Origin of the sequence: Cedecea colo (genome assembly GCF_011808225.1) — a bacterium.
Classification (GTDB): Bacteria; Pseudomonadota; Gammaproteobacteria; order Enterobacterales; family Enterobacteriaceae; genus Dryocola; species Dryocola colo.
On record NZ_SOYS01000001.1, the window covers coordinates 93764 to 115867 of the forward strand.

Annotated in this window: 16 protein-coding genes; 15 read left to right on the forward strand and 1 reads right to left on the reverse strand. The window is 54.5% G+C overall.

Annotation, left to right across the window (positions count from 1 at the left end; all coding sequences use genetic code 11):
• Positions 1-394: 394 nt before the first annotated feature.
• Positions 395-1573 carry a YncE family protein gene (locus E2L00_RS00460; RefSeq protein ID WP_167605538.1) on the reverse strand — a complete coding sequence of 393 codons (1179 nt, stop codon included), beginning with the start codon at positions 1571-1573 and terminating at the stop codon, positions 395-397.
• Positions 1574-2077: 504 nt separating this feature from the next.
• Here E2L00_RS00460 and E2L00_RS00465 point away from each other — a divergent pair.
• The 15 genes from E2L00_RS00465 to nuoN all read left to right on the forward strand — a co-directional run bounded on the left by E2L00_RS00465 (position 2078) and on the right by nuoN (position 22077).
• The gene (locus E2L00_RS00465) at positions 2078-4444 is read left to right on the forward strand and encodes a TonB-dependent receptor domain-containing protein (RefSeq protein ID WP_167605540.1); all 2367 of its coding nucleotides are present in this window, start codon (positions 2078-2080) and stop codon (positions 4442-4444) included.
• 982 nt (positions 4445-5426) lie between these two features.
• Entirely contained in the window at positions 5427-6362 is a 936-nt protein-coding gene (gene lrhA, locus E2L00_RS00470) for a transcriptional regulator LrhA (RefSeq protein WP_167605542.1), read from the forward strand.
• 628 nt (positions 6363-6990) lie between these two features.
• A complete protein-coding gene (gene nuoA, locus E2L00_RS00475; protein WP_167605543.1) occupies positions 6991-7437 on the forward strand; it encodes an NADH-quinone oxidoreductase subunit NuoA in 447 nt (148 codons plus the stop codon).
• A gap of 15 nt (positions 7438-7452) precedes the next feature.
• Positions 7453-8130, forward strand: coding sequence for an NADH-quinone oxidoreductase subunit NuoB (nuoB, locus tag E2L00_RS00480; RefSeq protein WP_121268543.1), 678 nt, complete (start codon positions 7453-7455; stop codon positions 8128-8130).
• Between the two features lie 85 nt (positions 8131-8215).
• Entirely contained in the window at positions 8216-10027 is a 1812-nt protein-coding gene (gene nuoC / locus E2L00_RS00485) for an NADH-quinone oxidoreductase subunit C/D (protein ID WP_167605545.1), read from the forward strand.
• A gap of 2 nt (positions 10028-10029) precedes the next feature.
• Positions 10030-10530 (forward strand): NADH-quinone oxidoreductase subunit NuoE, encoded by a 501-nt coding sequence (gene nuoE / locus E2L00_RS00490; RefSeq protein ID WP_167605547.1) that lies wholly within the window; start codon positions 10030-10032, stop codon positions 10528-10530.
• The gene (nuoF, locus tag E2L00_RS00495; protein WP_167605549.1) at positions 10527-11873 is read left to right on the forward strand and encodes an NADH-quinone oxidoreductase subunit NuoF; all 1347 of its coding nucleotides are present in this window, start codon (positions 10527-10529) and stop codon (positions 11871-11873) included. Before nuoE ends, nuoF begins: the two co-directional genes overlap by 4 nt.
• A 174-nt stretch (positions 11874-12047) precedes the next feature.
• Positions 12048-14771, forward strand: a complete 2724-nt coding sequence (gene nuoG, locus E2L00_RS00500) for an NADH-quinone oxidoreductase subunit NuoG (protein ID WP_167605551.1) — start codon at positions 12048-12050, stop codon at positions 14769-14771.
• Positions 14768-15745 (forward strand): NADH-quinone oxidoreductase subunit NuoH, encoded by a 978-nt coding sequence (gene nuoH, locus E2L00_RS00505; protein WP_167605553.1) that lies wholly within the window; start codon positions 14768-14770, stop codon positions 15743-15745. The genes nuoG and nuoH overlap by 4 nt, the downstream gene beginning before the upstream one ends.
• A gap of 14 nt (positions 15746-15759) precedes the next feature.
• Complete coding sequence (gene nuoI / locus E2L00_RS00510; RefSeq protein WP_121268553.1) at positions 15760-16302, forward strand: NADH-quinone oxidoreductase subunit NuoI; 543 nt, start codon at positions 15760-15762, stop codon at positions 16300-16302.
• 10 nt (positions 16303-16312) lie between these two features.
• A complete protein-coding gene (gene nuoJ / locus E2L00_RS00515) occupies positions 16313-16870 on the forward strand; it encodes an NADH-quinone oxidoreductase subunit J (protein ID WP_167605555.1) in 558 nt (185 codons plus the stop codon).
• Entirely contained in the window at positions 16867-17169 is a 303-nt protein-coding gene (gene nuoK / locus E2L00_RS00520) for an NADH-quinone oxidoreductase subunit NuoK (protein ID WP_121268556.1), read from the forward strand. Before nuoJ ends, nuoK begins: the two co-directional genes overlap by 4 nt.
• The gene (gene nuoL, locus E2L00_RS00525; RefSeq protein ID WP_167605557.1) at positions 17166-19007 is read left to right on the forward strand and encodes an NADH-quinone oxidoreductase subunit L; all 1842 of its coding nucleotides are present in this window, start codon (positions 17166-17168) and stop codon (positions 19005-19007) included. Before nuoK ends, nuoL begins: the two co-directional genes overlap by 4 nt.
• Before the next feature lie 76 nt (positions 19008-19083).
• Complete coding sequence (gene nuoM, locus E2L00_RS00530; protein ID WP_167605559.1) at positions 19084-20613, forward strand: NADH-quinone oxidoreductase subunit M; 1530 nt, start codon at positions 19084-19086, stop codon at positions 20611-20613.
• 6 nt (positions 20614-20619) lie between these two features.
• Complete coding sequence (gene nuoN / locus E2L00_RS00535) at positions 20620-22077, forward strand: NADH-quinone oxidoreductase subunit NuoN (protein ID WP_167605561.1); 1458 nt, start codon at positions 20620-20622, stop codon at positions 22075-22077.
• The last annotated feature ends 27 nt before the right edge of the window (positions 22078-22104 follow it).

The window sequence follows — 22104 nt, forward strand, 5'->3', positions numbered from 1 at the left end:
GCGGCAGGAATAAGACGGTGATATTAGACAAAACGGCATAACGCCCCGCTCGACCAGGATCTGCGTCGCCAAAAATCAGAAGGAGGCAGCCACCGGCGGGGAGACTTAATTCAGCATTCAATAAGGGGGAAGTGACAGGCAGGACGCCGTGTTAACTGCGGTAAGCGGCTCCACCCCAGCCGCAGCCTCTTCCGGCAGGGAAACCTGCCGTTCACGATAAAGCGCTGCGGCCGCTGGCAGATAGCAGGTCAACCGGTATGAACCTCACCGGCGCGGCCGGCCCCGGGCTTGCCATCAAGTCCGGCTATTCCTGAGCGTTTGTGGTGTCTGCGGCCTGGATTGCCGTCAGGAGAAACGGAACTGGCGCACCGCACCGTCTCTCCTGATTGCACCTTTATGATTTATTGAGCGAGATGCTTAATATTTTCTCTTTTGCTCCCTCAACAAAAACATCCGCATCCCACTGCTTATTAAACCCTTCTTTAATACCCACGTACAATGTGTCAAGGTCTGAAGATAACGCCATTTGGTTCGGATACACCGGCGTGTTAAATTCTTTTTTGACAGAATACGTTTTCGCATCCACGACGCTTACCGTACCGCTTCTGAAATTGGTTACGTATATTTCATTATATTTAGGATTGTATTTAACCGCATTCGCGCCTTTGCCGGTGTGAACATAGGCAAGCTGCTTGCCGTTATGCAGGTCAAAAATATAAAGCCCGTCATTTTTCCCCGTTTTATCTTTATGGCTGAAAACGACCACGAATATTCTGCCGGAAGCAGAATCCACGCTCAGGCTCTGAACGCTGGGGATTGCAGGGCTGGCGTTTGTTAACGGGATAGTTCGTAATACTTTGCGGGTTACGGCATCAATTTCATTGATGTATTCTTTACCGCCGATATAAATCCTTTGGGTGTTATCGTCAAAAGCCAGCCCGTAGGCCGTGGTTTTATACGCATCTTTTACTTCGCCCAGGGATTTCAGCGACGTGCCGTCGAGCACCAGCAGCTTTTGCACCGTTCGATGGCCGTCTGAACTTTTCAGCATGTTGCTATAGCTGATAAACAGCGCGTTCGCCGCCGGGCTGTACACCATATGCCTCAGGTGTTCAGCTTTGGGGTCGGCGGCATCAGGATTATTGAAACTTAGCCTGTCGCTGGTTTTCACCACCTTCCCGGAAACCGTATCCAGCATGCTGATACGCAATGAGGCGGCCTGAGTATGCCCCACATAGATTCTGTCGGCTTGTGGATTAATAGCCAGCGAAAATGCCCGGTACGGCGCAGCATATTTTTTTTCAATAGCGAGGCTCGCCGGAGAAAAAGAGTACAGATAACCTTTATTATCCTCACGATGAACCCGATCCATCACGGCGGCAAAGACTTTATTATGCTTGCTGTCGTATGCCAGCTCATAAATACCTTCTTCGGCCTGCTGTAGATAATTTGTTTTTAAATGAAAACGGCTTTCTTTCGGCAGGGGCGGCGGCTCCATCGCCATCGCCCGCGCTGATATACCGGCGGTAACAAACATGACCATAAGGTAAGAAGATAGTTTTTTAAGTTGCATAATGCCTCCTTTCAGTCTCAACAACCTGTTGCGTATAAATAATTACGCTCTCTTATTCCGTTCGGTTACGGCAGGCGAATGCCGGGGTTGCGCTTATCTTATTTCCGGGATGGTTAACCGGTCTGGCCTCGGATGCGCTACGGCGGCCGCATCAATTCCTGTCCTGCCACACGCCTTCAGATAGGCAGTGTTTCATTTATTTGTTGATAATGCAAATGGTTATCATTACCATTCATCCTGATTCTGCTTAATTATTCCCCAGGGTGACTCCTTGTTGTTCGGCCAGAGGCCCGTAAGGGAAGGCGGAATCTGGAAACAGGCCCGCGATAAATAAGAGGCCTGAAGGCTAAGTTAAATTTCCCGGCGTGCCGCCGCGCGTATTTAGCGCCTGGCGCAACCGGGCAATAAAGAATTATTACCTGGTTAGTCCGCTTAATTTTCTGGGAAAACGTGTCAGCACGAAAATAAATCAATGGATCGTACTAAAATGATAAGGATGACAGCATGAATAACCTCTATCCCATCCGTAACCAGTTCAAAAAAAGGATGTTAATAACGTTATTGCTTGCGGCAATGCACCTGCCGGGGGCCAGCGCCGCGAGTGAACAAGTGGCCGCGGCGTCCGCCGCCGAACCGGATGACGATATCGATGTGATGATTGTCACCGCCACCGAGCTTAAAGCGGGCAGCAGTCATGCCATTGGCATGCAGGAATTACAGGGCAAAGGGGCCAACGATTTTGGTTCCATTATGCGCTATGAGCCATTGATCGGCGCAACCGGCGTCAGCGGCGGCTCCGGCAACGGCAAAAGCGGCTTCGATCGCGGGGGCTATACCGGCTACAACATTCGCGGGATGGAAAGCAACCGCGTCGGCATTGACGTTGACGGCATCGCCCAGCCAAACGCGACCGGACGCAGCTACGTCAGCCGCGCCGGGCTAAACACCTTCGGCATTGGCCGCGACTATATCGATCCGTACATGTACGGCAGCGTTAATATTCAGTCCGGCGCCACGTCGACCGAAACGGCCAACGTCGCCATCGGCGGCAACGTCTCTTTCCGCCCGAAATCACCTGATTATTATCTGCGTCCGGGCGAAACCCACGCCTTTAGCTACCAGAGCGGCTATGATTCTGCGGATCGCAGCTGGCATAACGGGCTTACCGCATCCGGCGGCGATGAAACCCTGCGCGGGATTCTGGTCTACAGCCGCCGCGACGGACAGGAAACCCGTAATAACAGCGATATAATCGATGCTTATCCGGCGAACTGGCATTCCGATGCGGTGATGGCCTCCGGGATCTGGCAGCCCAACGATGAGCATAAGGTGACCACTACCCTCGACTACTATCATAAAACCAACCACACCCATTTCGATATCTGGAATAGCGGCGGTAACAGCAAGATTGGCGACGCTAAGCAGACCAGCCAGACCCGGCGCTGGGGCATCAGCCTCAAGGACGACTGGACGCCGCTGAATGACTATATCGACAGCATGTCGACCAAAGTCTATTACCAGCATACCGAGGCCCACGACTGGACTTACATGCCGGACAGCATTACCCGCATCATGGAAACGATAAACTCCGGCTATGATACGGATAGCTGGGGGATTCAGTCCGCGCTGGCAAAATCTCTTGGCCGTCATGACCTGAGCACGGGTTTTAACGCCGGCATCACCAAAACCCAGCGTCCGTTCAGCCAGTCGCCCGTTCCGAGCGTCTACGGTGAAATCATGCAGCCGGATGCGGACAGCCGCAGCGACACCATCAGCGGCTTCGTGCAGGATAAAATTAATGTCGATCTTCCCGACGGCCACAGCTTCGCGGTCATTCCCGGCGTGCGCGTGATATACCAGTCGACCCGGCCTGAAGATCTTTCCGACCTGACCACCAGCAGCGGCCTGCTTACGGAGTCGTCCCTCTCCAGGCTGTACGGCAAAAATACCGACACCCAGGCGCTGCCGTCGTTAACCTTCCAGTACTCTCTGACGCCGCGCCTGATGACCTATCTGCAATACCAGCGCGGCGCGCAGTTCCCGAACGCCAGCCAGCTGTTCGGCTCGTGGAATCTCGGCTCAAGCTACGCGGGGCGGAAGCAGTATGCGCTGATCGGTAATACCGATCTGGAGACCGAAACCAGCGATAGCCTGGAGTGGGGCATTAAAGGGGAAGTGACGGAAGGCATCACTCTGCGCACCTCCCTGTTTTACAACAGCTATGAGGATTTTATCGCCTATACTCGCTATTCCCGAGCCGCCAATCCGGGGATATTCAGCAACGTACCGTCGAATATCTATACTATCTTCCAGGCGGAAAACCGCGATAAAGCCTATATCTACGGCGGCGAAATCAGCGCCAGATTCAACGTTGGCACCTGGTTCGAACAGGTGGACGGCCTGAGCGCAACGCTCGCCTATGGCTACAGCGAAGGGAAATCCAAATCCACCTATGACGGCGACAAATACGTCGACCTCGACAGCGTGGCGCCGATGAAGGCGATCGTTGGCGTGGCGTGGAACGACCCGGCGAAACGCTACGGTACCGGGCTGACCGCTACCTTTGTTAAAGGTAAACGGGCCACCGCGACCAACCGCGAATCCTACCTTAACAACGGCTCAACCCTCACCAACGCCACCGGCGAGTATATGCGCGTGCCCGGCTACGGCATGCTGGACTGGAGCGCGTACTGGCAGGTGACGAAGAACGTTCGCCTCAACGGCGGCGTTTATAATCTGACGGATCGTCAATACTGGGATTATCTGAGCAGCAGAACGCTTGAAGGCACTACAAATCAGGACGCTTACGACAAAGCGCTGGCGGCGATGCCCGGCCGGACATGGCAGCTTGGCGTTAACATCGACTTCTAATGCCGTAACGTCTGCTCCTTCCCCGTTTTGTATGCCGGGGAAGTTTCCTTACCGGATATCCATTCACCGTCTGGTCAGCTATCGGCTAAGCCGGCAACAAACACCGGCTGGCATCTTTGCTAAGCCGGCGGCCTGGCCGTGCCGTATTCTTTGCGATCCTCTGTTCAGGCCGGATAGTTGTAAAAACGGGCCAACCTGCCCGGCGGCCGCCATTGTTTATTTTTGTAAATATTTAACAACCAAGCAACGGAAGATAAATTCTCTGTAAAATGCCCGTCCGCGCTTCTTTCTTAACATATTAATAAACAACGCTCAGCCCGTTTCCTTAGGGGCCAGCGGTGATGGGGAGTTAAAGAGTTGTTTAGAATCTTAATCGGAGATGTAATTAATAAATGCCCGGGAGATTATTAAGCAGATTTTATTATTGAAGTTGCCAATTTCAGCAATAGCCAAAAATAAGGGTTAACGGTAAGCTTAAAAAGAGAATGAGATCAGATAATTCGCAATAGAGCTTATAAATCAACACAATTTGAGGTAAGATGCACAACCTGTTATGGTCGTTCTAATGTTTTCAGCCATAAGTAATGGCCTGCTTTATAAGGCGTTGCTGTTTACCTTTGTATATCAGACTAGCGCTACCCCAGCCTTATGAACGGCGCTTTCCCATATCCGGGATGCGAGAAAATAAATAAGACCCGATCCTGAAGCAGATTTATGGTAACGGCTAAAATCAATTTAATCGACCGATGGTCAATCTCTTCGTTCATAGGTTGAATTAGCCAGAGTAATACCCCGCAGAGCGCGCTTCACATAATTGCGCGACCCTGACGGGAAAATAAAATATTAAAACCAGGACACCGGTCTCAAAAATAGCACGATTTTTTAAGAGACGTTCTGTAAATGGAATTGCTTTATCTCTTTGATAAATCACAGCAATAGAACTAAGGCAGACTCGTAAGAGCAACCTACTAGTGAAAAAATTATGATTAACGCAAATCGCCCGATACTTAATCTCGATCTCGATCTATTGAGGACTTTTGTCGCGGTCGCCGATCTCAATACTTTTGCGGCCGCCGCAGCGGCGGTATGCCGCACCCAATCCGCGGTCAGTCAGCAGATGCAGCGCCTTGAGCAGTTGGTAGGAAAAGAGCTCTTTGCACGTCATGGCCGTAACAAGCTGTTAACCGAACATGGCATTCAGCTATTGGGATATGCGCGAAAAATTCTGCGTTTTAATGATGAAGCCTGCACTTCGCTTATGTTTAGTAATTTACAGGGCGCGCTGACCATCGGGGCTTCTGATGAAACCGCAGATACTATTCTTCCCTTTCTTCTTAACAGAATCAGCTCGGTTTATCCTAAACTGGCGCTGGATGTGCGGGTCAAACGCAATCCTTTCATACTTGATATGCTCAACCAGCAGGAAGTTGACCTGGTTGTCACCACCTCGAAGCCTGCCCATTTTGAATCGATTGTCCTGCGCACATCGCCAACGCTATGGTATTGCGCGGCAGATTATGTCTTTCAGAAAGGCGAGGCAGTGCCGCTGGTAATGCTCGACGATCCAAGTCCGTATCGCGACATGGTGATTGAGCACCTCAATGCGGAGCACATTCAGTGGCGCATCTCTTATGTCGCTTCAACGCTTGCAGCGGTCAGAGCAGCGGTGAAAGCGGGCCTTGGGATCACCGCGCGGCCTGTCGAGATGATGAGCTCCGAACTGCGCGTCCTCGGCTCGGCAGATGGGCTTCCCGTTATGCCGGATACGCGCTATCTGCTTTGCCGTAATCCGCAGACGAATAACGAGCTGGCGCAGGCAATTTTCAGCGCTATGGAAACTAATCCCAGCCCTTATAGCTATGCCATCACCGCTGATGAAAGGGACGGCCCTTCGTTAGCTGAAGACAGGGCAGAGTAGTTTTCATGCTTTGTTAGTAACAAAATGTTAACTGTAAAAACAGGCCGCTTGAGAAATTATTTGCTCCAGCGGCCTGTTTTTTAATCACTTAAGCTTTTTCCGCCTTTTCGGACAGGAAAAATAATTCACAAACAACAGCTTAAGAAACAACGCTCCGCTTTGCTTTTTCCCCGCCATCGCTGCCTATAACCGCAAAAATATGTTAAAAAACACCCGCTATTGTTGTTTCTTTTTGCAGTGAATTAACCAAACCGTGTCTCAGATCAAGAAAATACTCCCAATGAGGGGGAGGAATAGTTGGGATTTCCTGCCAAAATAGACGGGCTGTTTAAAATTTTCCACACAACGGACACGATTCAACCTCATTAAAGTCAGGTTAATAATTCTGTATCATCGAGTTTTAACGCATTAAATGTTAATGAAATGGTGACAATGTAAACTAATGTGTGGATACTTTTGTTAAAGTTGACAAAAGGTTATAGAAAGGAGTAAAAAACCCCATCAATTTGCTGGTAAAATTTTAATTCCGGCAGTTATTGTAAGGTTAATTGTTCCTCCCCATGAATCGATGTGGTGTTCATCTGCCAACAAGAGTAGAGATTTTGGCGCCACTTTTGATGAGTAAGCAATGAGTATGTCAACATCCACTGAAGTTATCGCTCATCACTGGGCGTTCGCTGTCTTTCTTATTGTTGCCACTGGCCTGTGCTGCGTCATGCTGCTCGGGGCATGGTTCCTTGGCGGGAGAGCCAGGGGCCGGCACAAGAATACCCCCTTCGAGTCAGGTATCGACTCCGTTGGTTCCGCGCGTTTACGCCTTTCCGCTAAGTTTTACCTGGTGGCCATGTTCTTCGTTATTTTCGACGTGGAAGCCCTGTATCTCTATGCCTGGTCTACTTCCATTCGGGAAAGTGGCTGGATTGGTTTCGTGGAAGCCGCAATTTTCATTTTAGTGCTACTGGCTGGTCTGGTGTATCTGGCGCGTATTGGCGCGCTCGATTGGACTCCTGCGCGTTCGCGTCGTGAGAAAATCAACCCGGAAACCGACAGTAGAACTCAACGTCATACGCGCTAACAGCGAGGCAATAAGATGGACTATACGCTCACCCGCATAGACCCCAACAACGGTGAGAATGACCGTTATCCCCTGCAAAAACAGGAAATCGTAACCGATCCTCTTGACCAAGAAATTAACCGTAGCGTGTACATGGGCAAGCTCGAACATGCGCTGCACGATATGGTTAACTGGGGGCGTAAAAACTCAATCTGGCCTTACAACTTTGGCCTTTCTTGCTGCTACGTTGAGATGGTGACTTCGTTTACCGCCGTGCATGACGTGGCGCGTTTCGGCGCAGAAGTTCTGCGTGCTTCACCTCGTCAGGCCGACCTGATGGTAATAGCCGGCACCTGCTTTACCAAAATGGCGCCGGTTATTCAGCGTCTTTACGATCAGATGCTTGAGCCGAAATGGGTTATCTCCATGGGCGCTTGCGCAAACTCTGGCGGCATGTACGACATCTACTCCGTTGTGCAGGGCGTGGATAAATTCCTGCCGGTTGATGTTTACATCCCGGGCTGCCCGCCGCGTCCTGAAGCCTATATGCAGGCGCTGATGCTGCTGCAAGAGTCGATTGGTAAAGAGCGTCGCCCGCTGTCGTGGGTGGTTGGCGATCAGGGCGTTTACCGCGCCAACATGCAATCAGAGCGCGAGCGTAAGCGTGGCGAACGAATTGCTGTGACCAACCTGCGGACACCAGACGAGATTTAATTTGCGCCTGTAGTCAGAACTGGCTTCGCATATCAATAATATTAGCGCGAAGCACTGGCCGACAGTCACCACAGAACCATTTGCAATGGTGAGAAATATGACCGATTTAACCGCGCAAGATGCCGCCCAGCAAAGCTGGCAAACCCGTGACCATTTAGATGATCCGGTGATAGGCGAACTGCGTAACCGTTTTGGGCCGGATGCCTTTACCGTTCAGCCTACCCGCACCGGGGTTCCGGTAGTCTGGGTCAAGCGTGAACAGCTACTGGAAGTGGGCGATTTCTTAAAAAGACTGGCCAAACCTTATGTCATGCTGTTCGACCTGCATGGCATGGACGAGCGTCTTCGTACTCACCGCGACGGTTTACCGGCCGCGGATTTTTCCGTTTTCTACCACCTGATTTCCATTGAACGCAATCGCGATATCATGCTCAAGGTGGCATTATCTGAAAACGATCTGAACGTGCCGACGTTCACCAAACTTTTCCCGAACGCCAACTGGTACGAGCGTGAAACCTGGGAAATGTTTGGCATCACCTTTAACGGCCACCCGCATCTGACGCGCATCATGATGCCGCCAACGTGGGAAGGTCACCCGCTGCGTAAAGACTACCCGGCGCGCGCCACCGAATTCGATCCGTTTGAGTTAACCAGACAGAAAGAAGATTTAGAGATGGAAGCGCTGACCTTCAAACCAGAAGACTGGGGTATGAAGCGCAGCAGCGAGCATGAAGATTTCATGTTCCTGAACCTCGGGCCAAACCACCCGTCCGCGCACGGTGCGTTCCGTATTATCCTGCAGCTTGACGGCGAAGAAATTGTCGATTGCGTGCCGGATATCGGTTATCACCACCGTGGCGCAGAGAAAATGGGCGAGCGTCAGTCCTGGCATAGCTACATTCCGTACACCGACCGTATCGAGTACCTCGGCGGCTGCGTGAACGAAATGCCGTACGTGCTGGCGGTTGAAAAACTGGCGGGTATCAAGGTTCCTGAGCGCGTAGACGTTATCCGCGTCATGCTTTCTGAACTGTTCCGTATCAACAGCCACCTGCTGTACATCTCCACGTTCATTCAGGACGTCGGCGCGATGACCCCGGTATTCTTTGCGTTTACCGATCGCCAGAAAATCTACGATCTGGTGGAAGCTATTACCGGCTTCCGTATGCACCCGGCCTGGTTCCGTATCGGCGGCGTGGCGCACGACCTGCCGAACGGCTGGGAACGTCTGCTGAAAGAATTCCTGGACTGGATGCCAAAACGTCTGGATTCCTATGTGAAAGCCGCCCTGCGTAACACCATCCTGAAAGGGCGTTCTCAGGGCGTTGCGGCTTACGGTAAGAAAGAGGCGCTGGAGTGGGGCACAACCGGCGCTGGCCTGCGCGCAACCGGTATCGACTTCGATATCCGTAAAGCGCGTCCTTATTCTGGCTATGAAAACTTCGACTTCGAAATCCCGGTCGGCGGAGGCGTGAGCGACTGCTACACCCGCGTGATGCTGAAAGTAGAAGAGCTGCGCCAGAGCCTGCGTATTCTTGACCAGTGCCTGAAAAATATGCCAGCCGGCCCGTTCAAAGCGGATCATCCGCTGACCACGCCGCCGCCGAAAGAGCGCACGCTGCAGCATATCGAAACCCTGATTACTCACTTCCTGCAGGTTTCCTGGGGCCCGGTTATGCCGGCCAACGAATCCTTCCAGATGATTGAGGCAACCAAGGGGATTAACAGTTACTACCTGACCAGCGATGCCAGCACCATGAGCTACCGTACCCGCATTCGAACCCCGAGCTTTGCGCACCTGCAGCAAATCCCGGCGGCTATCCGCGGCAGCCTGGTTTCTGACCTGATTGTCTATCTGGGTAGTATCGATTTTGTAATGTCTGATGTGGATCGCTAACTATGCACGATAACCAACAACCCCAGGCTGAAGTTTTTGAGCTGAGTCAAGCTGAGCGTGAAGCGATTGAGCACGAAAAACACCATTACGAAGATGCTCGCGCCGCGTCCATCGAAGCGCTGAAGATCGTTCAGAAACAGCGCGGCTGGGTGCCGGACGGCGCAATTTACGCCATCGCTGATGTGCTGGGCATTCCTGCCAGCGACGTAGAAGGCGTAGCCACCTTCTATAGTCAGATTTTCCGCCAGCCGGTAGGCCGCCACGTTATTCGCTACTGCGACAGCGTGGTTTGCCATATTACGGGCTACCAGGGTATTCAGTCCGCTATCGAAGCAAAACTGAACATCAAGCCGGGTCAAACCACGTTTGATGGCCGCTTTACCCTGCTGCCGACCTGCTGCCTGGGCAACTGCGACAAGGGGCCGACCATGATGATTGATGAGGATACTCACAGCTATCTGACGCCGGAAGCGATCCCCGATCTGCTGGAGCAGTATAAATGAAGACGATTATCGTGACTCCCGAAACCCATCCGCTGACCTGGCGGCTGCGCGATGACAAACAGCCGGTCTGGCTGGATGAGTATCGCAGCAAAAACGGTTATGAAGGTGCGCGTAAAGCTCTGACCGGCATGGCGCCGGACGAGATCGTTAACGCGGTGAAAGACGCGGGCCTGAAAGGGCGCGGCGGCGCAGGTTTCTCCACGGGTCTGAAGTGGAGCCTGATGCCGAAAGACGAATCCATGAATATCCGTTACCTGCTGTGTAACGCCGATGAAATGGAGCCGGGCACCTATAAAGACCGCCTGCTGATGGAGCAACTGCCGCACCTGCTGGTGGAAGGTATGCTCATTTCTGCTTTCGCGCTGAAAGCTTACCGTGGCTACATCTTCCTGCGTGGTGAATACATCGAGGCGGCAGTACATCTGCGCCGTGCGATTGCGGAAGCCACCGAAGCGGGCCTGCTTGGCAAAAACATTCTCGGTTCAGGTTTTGATTTTGAGCTGATCGTGCACACCGGCGCCGGGCGTTATATCTGCGGTGAAGAAACCGCGCTGATTAACTCCCTGGAAGGCCGTCGTGCGAACCCACGGTCAAAACCTCCTTTCCCTGCATCAAGCGGCGTCTGGGGCAAACCAACCTGCGTTAACAACGTCGAAACTTTGTGTAACGTTCCGGCGATTCTGGCCAATGGCGTGGAGTGGTATCAGGGTATCGGCGGCGGCATGAGTAAAGATGCCGGCACCAAGCTGATGGGCTTCTCCGGGCGCGTGAAAAATCCCGGCGTCTGGGAATTACCTTTCGGCACTACCGCGCGCGAGATCCTCGAAGATTACGCCGGCGGTATGCGCGACGGTCTGAAATTCAAAGCCTGGCAGCCGGGCGGGGCAGGGACAGACTTCCTGACCGAATCCCACCTCGATTTACCGATGGAATTTGAAAGCATCGGCAAAGCGGGCAGCCGTCTGGGTACTGCGCTTGCGATGGCCGTCGACCATGAAATCGGCATGGTGCCGCTGGTCCGTAACCTGGAAGAGTTCTTTGCCCGTGAGTCCTGCGGCTGGTGCACACCTTGCCGTGACGGCCTGCCGTGGAGCGTAAAAATTCTACGCGCCCTGGAGCGTGGCGAAGGCCAGCCTGGAGATATCGAGACGCTTGAGCAGCTGTGTCGTTTCCTGGGACCGGGTAAAACCTTCTGTGCGCATGCGCCAGGCGCGGTTGAGCCATTGCAGAGTGCGATTAAATATTTCCGCGACGAATTCGAAGCAGGCATTGCCAAACAGGACTTCGGTAACACGCGTGCCATTAATGGCATTCAGCCGAACCTGTTAAAAACGCGCTGGTGATATAACCCCTCATCCCGGCTCCCTTAACAGAGGGAGAAATCCGGGCGGTGTCCTCTCCCAGGGCACCAGCCCATTCCTTCTTCCTCAGGGAGAGGGTTAGGGCGAGGGCGGTATTGCACAAGAATTTTTGATTAACGCCTGAATTTATTCAGGCCAACTGGAAGCATGCTGACTATGGCTACGATTCATGTAGACGGCAAAGAATATGAGGTTAACGGGGCGGACAACCTGCTTGAAGCTTGTCTCTCCTTAGGCCTTGATATTCCTTATTTTTGCTGGCACCCGGCGCTGGGCAGCGTCGGTGCTTGCCGCCAGTGTGCGGTGAAGCAATATCAAAACGCAGAAGATACCCGTGGCCGCCTGGTGATGTCTTGTATGACACCAGCATCCGACGGCACCTTTATCTCCATTGACGATGGCGAAGCAAAGCAGTTCCGCGAAAGCGTTGTGGAATGGTTGATGACCAACCACCCGCACGACTGTCCGGTCTGTGAAGAAGGCGGCAACTGCCACCTGCAGGATATGACGGTGATGACCGGCCATAGCTTCCGCCGCTATCGTTTCACCAAGCGTACTCACCGCAATCAGGATCTCGGCCCGTTCGTTTCTCACGAAATGAACCGCTGCATCGCCTGCTACCGCTGCGTGCGTTACTACAAAGATTATGCAGACGGCAAAGACCTGGGCGTGTATGGCGCTCACGACAACGTCTACTTTGGTCGTCCGGAAGACGGCACGCTGGAAAGCGAGTTCTCCGGCAACCTGGTAGAAATTTGCCCGACCGGCGTGTTCACCGATAAAACCCACTCCGAGCGTTACAACCGTAAGTGGGATATGCAGTTTGCGCCAAGCATCTGCCAGCAGTGCTCTCTGGGCTGTAACACCAGCCCTGGCGAACGCTACGGTGAACTGCGTCGTATCGAAAACCGCTATAACGGCACGGTTAACCATTACTTCCTGTGTGACCGCGGCCGTTTCGGCTACGGCTATGTGAACCTGAAAGACCGTCCTCGTCAGCCGATTCAGCGCCGTGGCGACGATCTGATCGTTCTGAACGCCGAACAGGCGATGCAGGGCGCGGCGGATATTCTGCGCCAGTCGAAGAAGGTGATCGGTATCGGCTCTCCACGCGCCAGCGTAGAAAGCAACTTTGCGCTGCGTGAACTGGTCGGTGCGGATAACTTCTATACCGGCATCGCTGCTGGTGAGCAGGCGCGTCTGCAACTGATGCTTAAAGTGCTGCGTGAAAGCGGTATCCATACGCCCGCGCTGCGTGAAATCGAATCTTACGATGCGGTGCTGATTCTGGGCGAAGACGTTACCCAGACCGGCGCTCGTGCCGCGCTGGCGATTCGCCAGGCGGTGAAGGGCAAAGCGCGTGAAATGGCAGCGGCACAAAAAGTGGCCGACTGGCAGATTGCGGCAATCCTCAACATTGGTCAGCATGCGAAACATCCGCTGTTTGTCACCAACGTGGACAGCACGCGTCTGGACGACATTGCGGCATGGACCTATTGTGCGCCGGTAGAAGATCAGGCGCGCCTGGGCTTTGCCATTGCCAATGCGCTTGACAGCAACTCCCCGGCCGTAGAACTGGGAAGCGACCTGAAAAACAAGGTCGACGTGATCGTTCAGGCGCTGGCGGGTGCTAAAAAACCGCTTATCGTTTCCGGGACTAACGCCGGTAGCGAAGCGGTGATTCAGGCGGCGGCAAACGTCGCAAAAGCGCTGAAAGGCCGCGGGGCCGATGTCGGTATTACCATGGTTGCTCGCGCCGTGAACAGCGTTGGTCTGGGTATGATCGGCGGCGGGTCGCTTGACGACGCGCTCAGCGAACTGGAAAGCGGCGCTGCCGATGCGGTTGTGGTGCTGGAAAACGATCTGCATCGCCATGCAAGCGCCGCCCGCGTTGACGCAGCGCTCGCCAAAGCGCCGCTGGTGTTGGTTATCGACCATCAGCGTACTGCGATCATGGACAAAGCCCATCTGGTGCTGTCCACCGCGAGCTTTGCCGAGAGCGATGGTACGGTCATCAACAACGAAGGCCGCGCACAGCGCTTCTTCCAGGTTTATGATCCGGCGTACTACGACCATAACGTTGCGATGCTTGAAAGCTGGCGCTGGCTGCACGCCCTGCACAGCACCGTTCAGAGCCGTGAAGTGGACTGGACGCAGCTCGATCACGTTATCGATGCCTGTGTTCAGCGGCTTCCGCAGCTGGCCGGTATCAAAGAAGCTGCGCCTGACGCAAGCTTCCGCATTCGCGGTCAGAAACTGTCGCGTTCTCCAATCCGTTCAAGCGGACGTACGGCGATGCGCGCCAATATCAGCGTGCACGAACCGCGTCAGCCGCAGGATAAAGACACGATGTTCTCCTTCTCGATGGAAGGGAACAACCAGCCGTCCGCGCCGCGCTCGCAGATTCCATTCGCATGGGCACCGGGCTGGAACTCACCGCAGGCATGGAACAAATTCCAGGCCGAAGTGGGCGGCAAGCTGCGCCACGGCGATCCGGGCGTGCGTCTGATTGAAGCAACTGATACGGGCATTGATTTCTTCATGACCGTGCCGGAAACCTTCCAGGCAGAAGAGGGCAAATGGCGGATTGCGCCGTACTACCATCTGTTTGGTAGCGACGAGATGTCCCAACGTTCGCCGGTCTTCCAGAGCCGTATGGCCGCGCCGCACATCACGCTGAACCCGGCGGATGCCGCTAAGCTTGGCGTTAATGCGGGTAGCCTGATTTCCTTCAGCTACGAAGGCCAGACGCTGAGTCTGCCGCTGCAACTTTCCGCAGGGCTGGTAGCAGGGCAGGTTGGTCTGCCGGTGGGCATGCCTGGCATTGCCCCGGTGCTGGTGGGTGCTCGTCTTGAAAATCTGCAGGAGGCGGCGTTATGAGTTGGTTGACACCGGATGTTATCGACATTCTGCTGAGCATCCTTAAAGCAGTTGTGATCCTGCTAGTGGTCGTTGCCTGCGGCGCGTTCATGAGTTTCGGCGAACGTCGCCTGCTTGGTCTGTTCCAGAACCGTTATGGGCCGAACCGCGTAGGCTGGGGCGGCTCGCTCCAGCTGGTGGCGGACATGATCAAGATGTTCTTTAAAGAGGACTGGATTCCGCGTTTCTCCGATCGCGTTATCTTTACGCTTGCGCCAATGATTGCCTTTACCTCGTTGCTGCTGGCCTTTGCCATTGTGCCGGTCAGCCCGAACTGGGTGGTGGCAGACCTGAACATCGGCATTCTGTTCTTCCTGATGCTGGCAGGTCTGGCAGTTTATGCCGTTCTGTTCGCGGGCTGGTCAAGCAACAACAAATACTCACTCCTGGGTGCGATGCGTGCTTCTGCGCAGACGCTCAGCTACGAAGTGTTCCTTGGTCTTTCCCTGATGGGCGTGGTGGCACAGGCGGGGTCGTTCAATATGGGCGATATCGTTAACAACCAGGCGCACCTGTGGAACGTCATCCCGCAGTTCTTCGGCTTTATTACCTTTGCGATTGCGGGCGTTGCGGTTTGTCACCGTCACCCGTTTGACCAGCCGGAAGCCGAGCAGGAGCTGGCCGATGGTTATCACATCGAATATTCCGGCATGAAGTTCGGTCTGTTCTTCGTGGGTGAATACATCGGCATCGTCACCGTCTCTGCCCTGATTGTGACGCTGTTCTTTGGTGGCTGGAATGGCCCGTGGTTACCGCCGTTCATCTGGTTCGCGTTAAAAACCGCGTTCTTCATGATGATGTTCATTTTGATTCGCGCAGCGCTGCCTCGTCCACGTTATGACCAGGTGATGTCGTTCGGCTGGAAAATTTGCCTGCCGCTGACGCTTGTCAACTTGCTGGTGACCGCCGCGGTCATTCTCTATCAGGCACCATAAGGGGTGAAAAAACCATGACATTGAAAGAGTTAGTGGTTGGTTTCGGCACCCAGGTACGCAGTATCTGGATGATCGGTCTGCACGCTTTCGCCAAACGCGAAACGCAGATGTATCCGGAAGAACCAGTGTATCTGCCGCCACGCTATCGCGGTCGTATCGTGCTGACGCGCGATCCGGACGGCGAAGAGCGTTGCGTTGCCTGTAACCTGTGTGCGGTTGCCTGTCCCGTTGCCTGTATCTCTTTGCAAAAGGCAGAGACAAAAGACGGCCGCTGGTATCCGGAATTCTTCCGCATCAACTTCTCACGCTGCATTTTCTGCGGCCTGTGCGAAGAAGCCTGTCCGACTACCGCAATTCAGCTGACCCCGGACTTCGAGCTGGGCGAGTTTAAGCGTCAGGATCTGGTATATGAAAAAGAGGACCTGCTGATCTCCGGTCCGGGTAAATACCCGGAATATAACTTCTACCGGATGGCAGGTATGGCAATCGACGGCAAAGATAAGGGCGAAGCGGAAAACGAAGCCAAGCCTATCGACGTCAAAGGCCTGTTACCTTAAGGAGCCAGGAATGGAATTTGCTTTTTATATATGCGCCCTTGTGGCGGTCCTGACCACCCTTAGGGTGGTAACCCACAGCAACCCGGTGCATGCCCTGTTGTACCTGATCATCTCTTTGCTGGCTATCGCCGGGGTGTTCTTCTCCCTGGGCGCTTATTTTGCCGGTGCGCTGGAGATAATCGTCTACGCCGGGGCTATCATGGTGCTGTTCGTCTTCGTCGTGATGATGCTTAACCTCGGCAATTCGGTGGTGCAGCAGGAGCGCGAATGGCTTAAGCCACAGCTGTGGATTGGCCCGGGCCTGCTTTCTGCGATTCTGCTTGTCGTGCTGGTTTACGCGATCCTCTCTCTTAACGATCAGGGGATCGACGGCACGGCAATTGACGCGAAACAGGTTGGTATCGCGCTGTTTGGTCCATACGTCCTGGCCGTTGAGCTGGCATCTATGCTGCTGCTGGCCGGTCTGGTTGTTGCCTTCCATCTGGGGCGTGAAGACCGCGCCGGTGAAGTGCTGAGCAACCGCCAGGCAGATATGGCTACAAAAAGAAAAACGGAGGAGCACGTATGATCCCGCTGCAACATGGACTCATTCTCGCCGCCATTTTGTTCGTGCTGGGGCTGACGGGGCTGGTCATCCGTCGCAACCTGCTTTTCATGCTGATCAGTCTGGAAATCATGATTAACGCCGCGGCACTCGCTTTTGTGGTCGCCGGAAGTTATTGGGGCCAGGCCGACGGTCAGGTGATGTATATCCTGGCGATTAGCCTTGCGGCAGCCGAAGCCAGTATTGGCCTGGCGCTGTTACTGCAGCTCCATCGTCGTCGCCAGAATCTGAATATCGATTCAGTAAGTGAGATGCGTGGATGAACCTTCTCTGGTTAACCATTCTTTTGCCATTTATTGGCTTTGTATTGTTGGCATTTTCTCGTGGTCGCTGGTCGGAAAACCTGTCTGCTACGGTCGGGATTGGCTCTATCGGTCTGGCAGCGCTGGTCACCGCCATTGTGGGCGTTGATTTCTTTAACAATGGCCGTCAGGCGTTTGTTCAGCCGCTGTGGACCTGGATGTCGGTGGGCGATTTTAATATCGGCTTCAATCTGGTGCTCGACGGCCTGTCGCTGACCATGCTGTCCGTGGTCACGGGCGTTGGTTTCCTCATCCATATGTACGCCTCCTGGTATATGCGTGGGGAAGAGGGCTATTCCCGTTTCTTCGCGTACACCAACCTGTTTATCGCCAGCATGGTCGTGCTGGTGCTGGGCGATAACCTGCTGCTGATGTACCTCGGCTGGGAAGGCGTGGGTCTGTGCTCCTACCTGCTGATCGGCTTCTACTACACCGATCCGAAGAACCTTGCTGCGGCCATGAAGGCGTTCGTGGTCACCCGCGTGGGTGACGTGTTCCTCGCTTTCGCGCTGTTCATCCTCTACAACGAGTTGGGTACGCTCAACTTCCGCGAAATGGTTGAGCTGGCGCCTGCGCACTTCGCTGAAGGCAATGAAATGCTGAAGTGGGCGACGCTGATGCTGTTAGGCGGTGCGGTGGGTAAATCTGCGCAGCTTCCTCTGCAAACCTGGCTTGCGGACGCGATGGCTGGCCCAACGCCGGTTTCGGCGCTGATCCACGCGGCCACCATGGTTACCGCAGGCGTGTACCTGATCGCTCGTACTCACGGCCTGTTCCTGATGACGCCTGAAGTGCTGCATCTGGTCGGTATCGTGGGCGCGGTGACGCTGGTGATGGCAGGCTTTGCGGCTCTGGTGCAAACCGACATCAAACGCGTGCTGGCTTACTCCACTATGAGCCAGATTGGCTACATGTTCCTGGCGCTTGGCGTGCAGGCATGGGATGCGGCAATCTTCCACCTGATGACGCACGCATTCTTTAAAGCGCTGCTGTTCCTGTCGTCCGGTTCGGTTATTCTGGCCTGCCACCACGAGCAAAACATCTTCAAAATGGGCGGTCTGCGCAAGTCGATTCCGCTGGTGTATGCCTGCTTCCTGGTCGGTGGCGCAGCGCTGTCTGCGCTGCCGCTGATTACAGCAGGCTTCTTCAGTAAGGACGAAATCCTTGCCGGCGCGATGGCGAACGGTCATATCAACCTGATGGTTGCGGGTCTGGTCGGGGCGTTTATGACCTCTCTCTATACCTTCCGTATGATCTTCATCGTCTTCCACGGTAAAGAGCAGATCCACGCCCATGCGCTTAAAGGCATTACTCATCATCTGCCGCTGATTGTGCTGCTGGTGCTGTCCACCTTCGTTGGCGCCATGATCGTTCCGCCATTAGCCGGTGTACTGCCAGAAACGACGGAGCTTGCGCACGGTAGCGTGCTGACGCTTGAGATTACCTCAGGCGTGGTAGCCATCGCCGGTATCCTGATTGCAGCCTGGCTGTGGCTGGGTAAACGCACTCTGGTAACGGCTATCGCTAACAGCGCGCCGGGCCGTTTCTTTGGCACATGGTGGTTCCATGCCTGGGGCTTCGATTGGCTGTACGACAAAGTCTTCGTGAAGCCATACCTTGGCATCGCATGGCTGCTCAAACGCGATCCGTTGAACTCGATGATGAACATTCCGGCAGTGCTTTCCCGCTTCGCAGGCCGTGGCCTGCTGGTGAGCGAGAACGGTTACCTGCGCTGGTATGTCGCATCCATGAGTATCGGTGCGGTGGTGGTTCTGGGCCTGCTGTTGGTCTTGCGCTAATTCAACGTTTCCTCCCCCGCCGGGGGAGGAAGGTGAGTGATGTTTTGGTTTATTTTGACTTAGGGACACAAATGCCATGCTATTACCCTGGCTAATATTAATCCCCTTTATTGGCGGCTTCTTCTGCTGGCAAACCGAGCGCTTCGGCGTAAAAGTGCCGCGTTGGATCGCGCTGGTGACCATGGGGCTGACACTGGCGCTTTCGCTGCAACTGTGGTTGCAGGGCGGCTATTCTCTGACGCAGGCTGCGGGTTTACCGCAGTGGCAGTCAGAATTTGTCCTGCCGTGGATCCCACGTTTCGGGATTGAAATCCACCTGGCGCTGGACGGCCTGTCGCTGCTGATGGTCGTACTGACCGGTCTGCTTGGCGTGCTGGCAGTACTCTGTTCCTGGAATGAAATCGAAAAATATCAGGGCTTCTTCCACCTCAACCTGATGTGGATCCTCGGTGGCGTTATCGGCGTGTTCCTTGCCATCGACATGTTCCTGTTCTTCTTCTTCTGGGAAATGATGCTGGTGCCGATGTACTTCCTGATTGCGCTGTGGGGCCATAAAGCCTCCGACGGGAAGACGCGTATTACCGCCGCAACCAAGTTCTTCATCTATACCCAGGCAAGCGGTCTGGTAATGTTGATTGCGATTCTGGGCCTGGTATTCGTGCACTACAACGCAACCGGCGTCTGGACTTTCAACTACGAGCTGCTGCTGAAAACGCCGATGTCCCACGGCGTGCAATGGCTGCTGATGCTGGGCTTCTTCATCGCTTTTGCGGTGAAAATGCCGGTGGTTCCGCTGCACGGCTGGCTGCCGGACGCGCACTCCCAGGCACCAACGGCGGGTTCCGTTGACCTGGCAGGTATCCTGCTGAAAACCGCGGCCTACGGTCTGCTGCGCTTCTCCCTGCCGCTGTTCCCGGAAGCTTCTGCCGAATTCGCTCCAGTCGCTATGTGGCTGGGTGTCATCGGTATCTTCTACGGCGCGTGGATGGCCTTCGCACAAACCGATATCAAGCGTCTGATTGCTTACACCTCCGTTTCCCATATGGGCTTCGTGCTGATTGCCATTTATACCGGCAGCCAACTGGCCTACCAGGGCGCGGTTATCCAGATGATTGCTCACGGTCTGTCCGCGGCGGGTATGTTCATCATCTGCGGTCAGCTCTATGAGCGTCTGCACACCCGTGATATGCGCCTGATGGGCGGCCTGTGGAACAAAATTAAATGGTTGCCGGGTCTGTCGATGTTCTTTGCTGTGGCAACCCTTGGGATGCCGGGCACCGGTAACTTCGTTGGCGAGTTCATGATCCTGTTCGGCAGCTTCCACATTGTGCCGGTCATTACCGTGGTATCGACCTTCGGTCTGGTGTTTGCCTCTGTTTATTCTCTGGCGATGCTGCATCGCGCCTACTTCGGTAAAGCGAAGAGCGAAATCAGCGATAAGCAGCTGCCGGGGATGTCGCTGCGCGAGTTCTTTATCATCCTGTTGCTGGTGGTGCTGTTAGTCCTGCTGGGCTTCTGGCCACAGCCGATTCTGGATACCTCGCACGCTGCGATGAGCAATGTGCAGCAGTGGTTCACCAGTTCAATTTCAACTACAAGGCCGTAATTCGCCATGACTATAACTCCTCAACATTTGACTGCGCTGCTACCGCTGTTGATCGTCGGATTGACGGTGGTGGTTGTGATGCTCTCCATAGCGTGGCGACGCGACCATTTTGTCAATGCAACTTTGTCCGTAATCGGTCTTAACGCCGCGCTGGTTTCCCTGTGGTTTGTAGGGCAGGCGGGTGCGATGGACGTCACTCCGCTGATGCGCGTTGACGGCTATGCCATGCTCTATACCGGCCTGGTGCTGCTGGCAAGCCTTGCCACCTGTACGTTCGCCTATCCGTGGTTGCAGGGTTATACCGACAACCGCGAAGAGTTCTACCTGCTGGTGCTGATTGCAGCCATGGGCGGCATTCTGCTGGCTAACGCAAACCATCTGGCCGCGCTGTTCCTCGGCATTGAATTGATTTCACTGCCGCTGTTCGGCCTGATTGGCTATGCCTTCCGTCAGAAACGATCGCTGGAAGCGAGCATCAAGTACACCATCCTGTCTGCCGCAGCCTCTTCATTCCTGCTGTTTGGTATGGCGCTGGTGTACGCAGAGTCCGGCAGCCTGTCGTTTGTCAGCCTCGGCAAGAGCCTGGCGGACAACCTGCTGCACGAGCCGCTGCTGCTGGCGGGTCTGGGCCTGATGATTGTTGGCCTCGGCTTTAAACTTTCTCTGGTGCCGTTCCACCTGTGGACGCCGGACGTATACCAGGGCGCACCTGCTCCGGTTTCCACCTTCCTGGCAACCGCCAGTAAAATCGCCATCTTTGGCTTGGTGATGCGTCTGTTCCTCTATGCGCCGGTGGGCAACAGCGAAGCCGTACGCGTGGTGCTGGGCCTTATCGCCTTCGTCTCCATCATCTTCGGTAACCTGATGGCGCTGAGCCAGACCAATATCAAACGTCTGCTCGGCTACTCCTCCATCGCCCACCTGGGTTATCTGATGGTGGCGCTGATTGCTCTGCAAAGCGGCGGCATGTCGATGGAATCCGTGGGCGTTTATCTGGCAGGTTACCTGTTCAGCAGCCTCGGCGCATTCGGCGTGGTTAGCCTGATGTCCAGCCCGTACCGTGGCCCGGATGCAGATTCCCTGTACTCCTACCGTGGTCTGTTCTGGCATAAGCCAATCCTGTCTGCGGTGATGACGGTGATGATGCTTTCTCTGGCCGGTATCCCAATGACGCTGGGCTTTATCGGTAAGTTCTACATCATCGCGGTAGGCGTGCAGGCGCACCTGTGGTGGCTGACCGGCGCAGTTGTGCTGGGCAGCGCCATCGGCCTTTACTACTACCTCCGTGTGACGGTGAGCCTGTATCTGAGCGCGCCTCAGCAGCTCAACCGCGATACTCCAGGAAACTGGGCGCTTACCGCAGGCGGCGTGGTAGTGCTGATCTCTGCCGTGCTGGTACTGCTGCTGGGCGTTTATCCGCAGCCGCTTATCGACCTGGTACAGTTGGCGAAGCCGTTAATGTAAGCTGAGCCACAAAGCTCTAAACCGCCG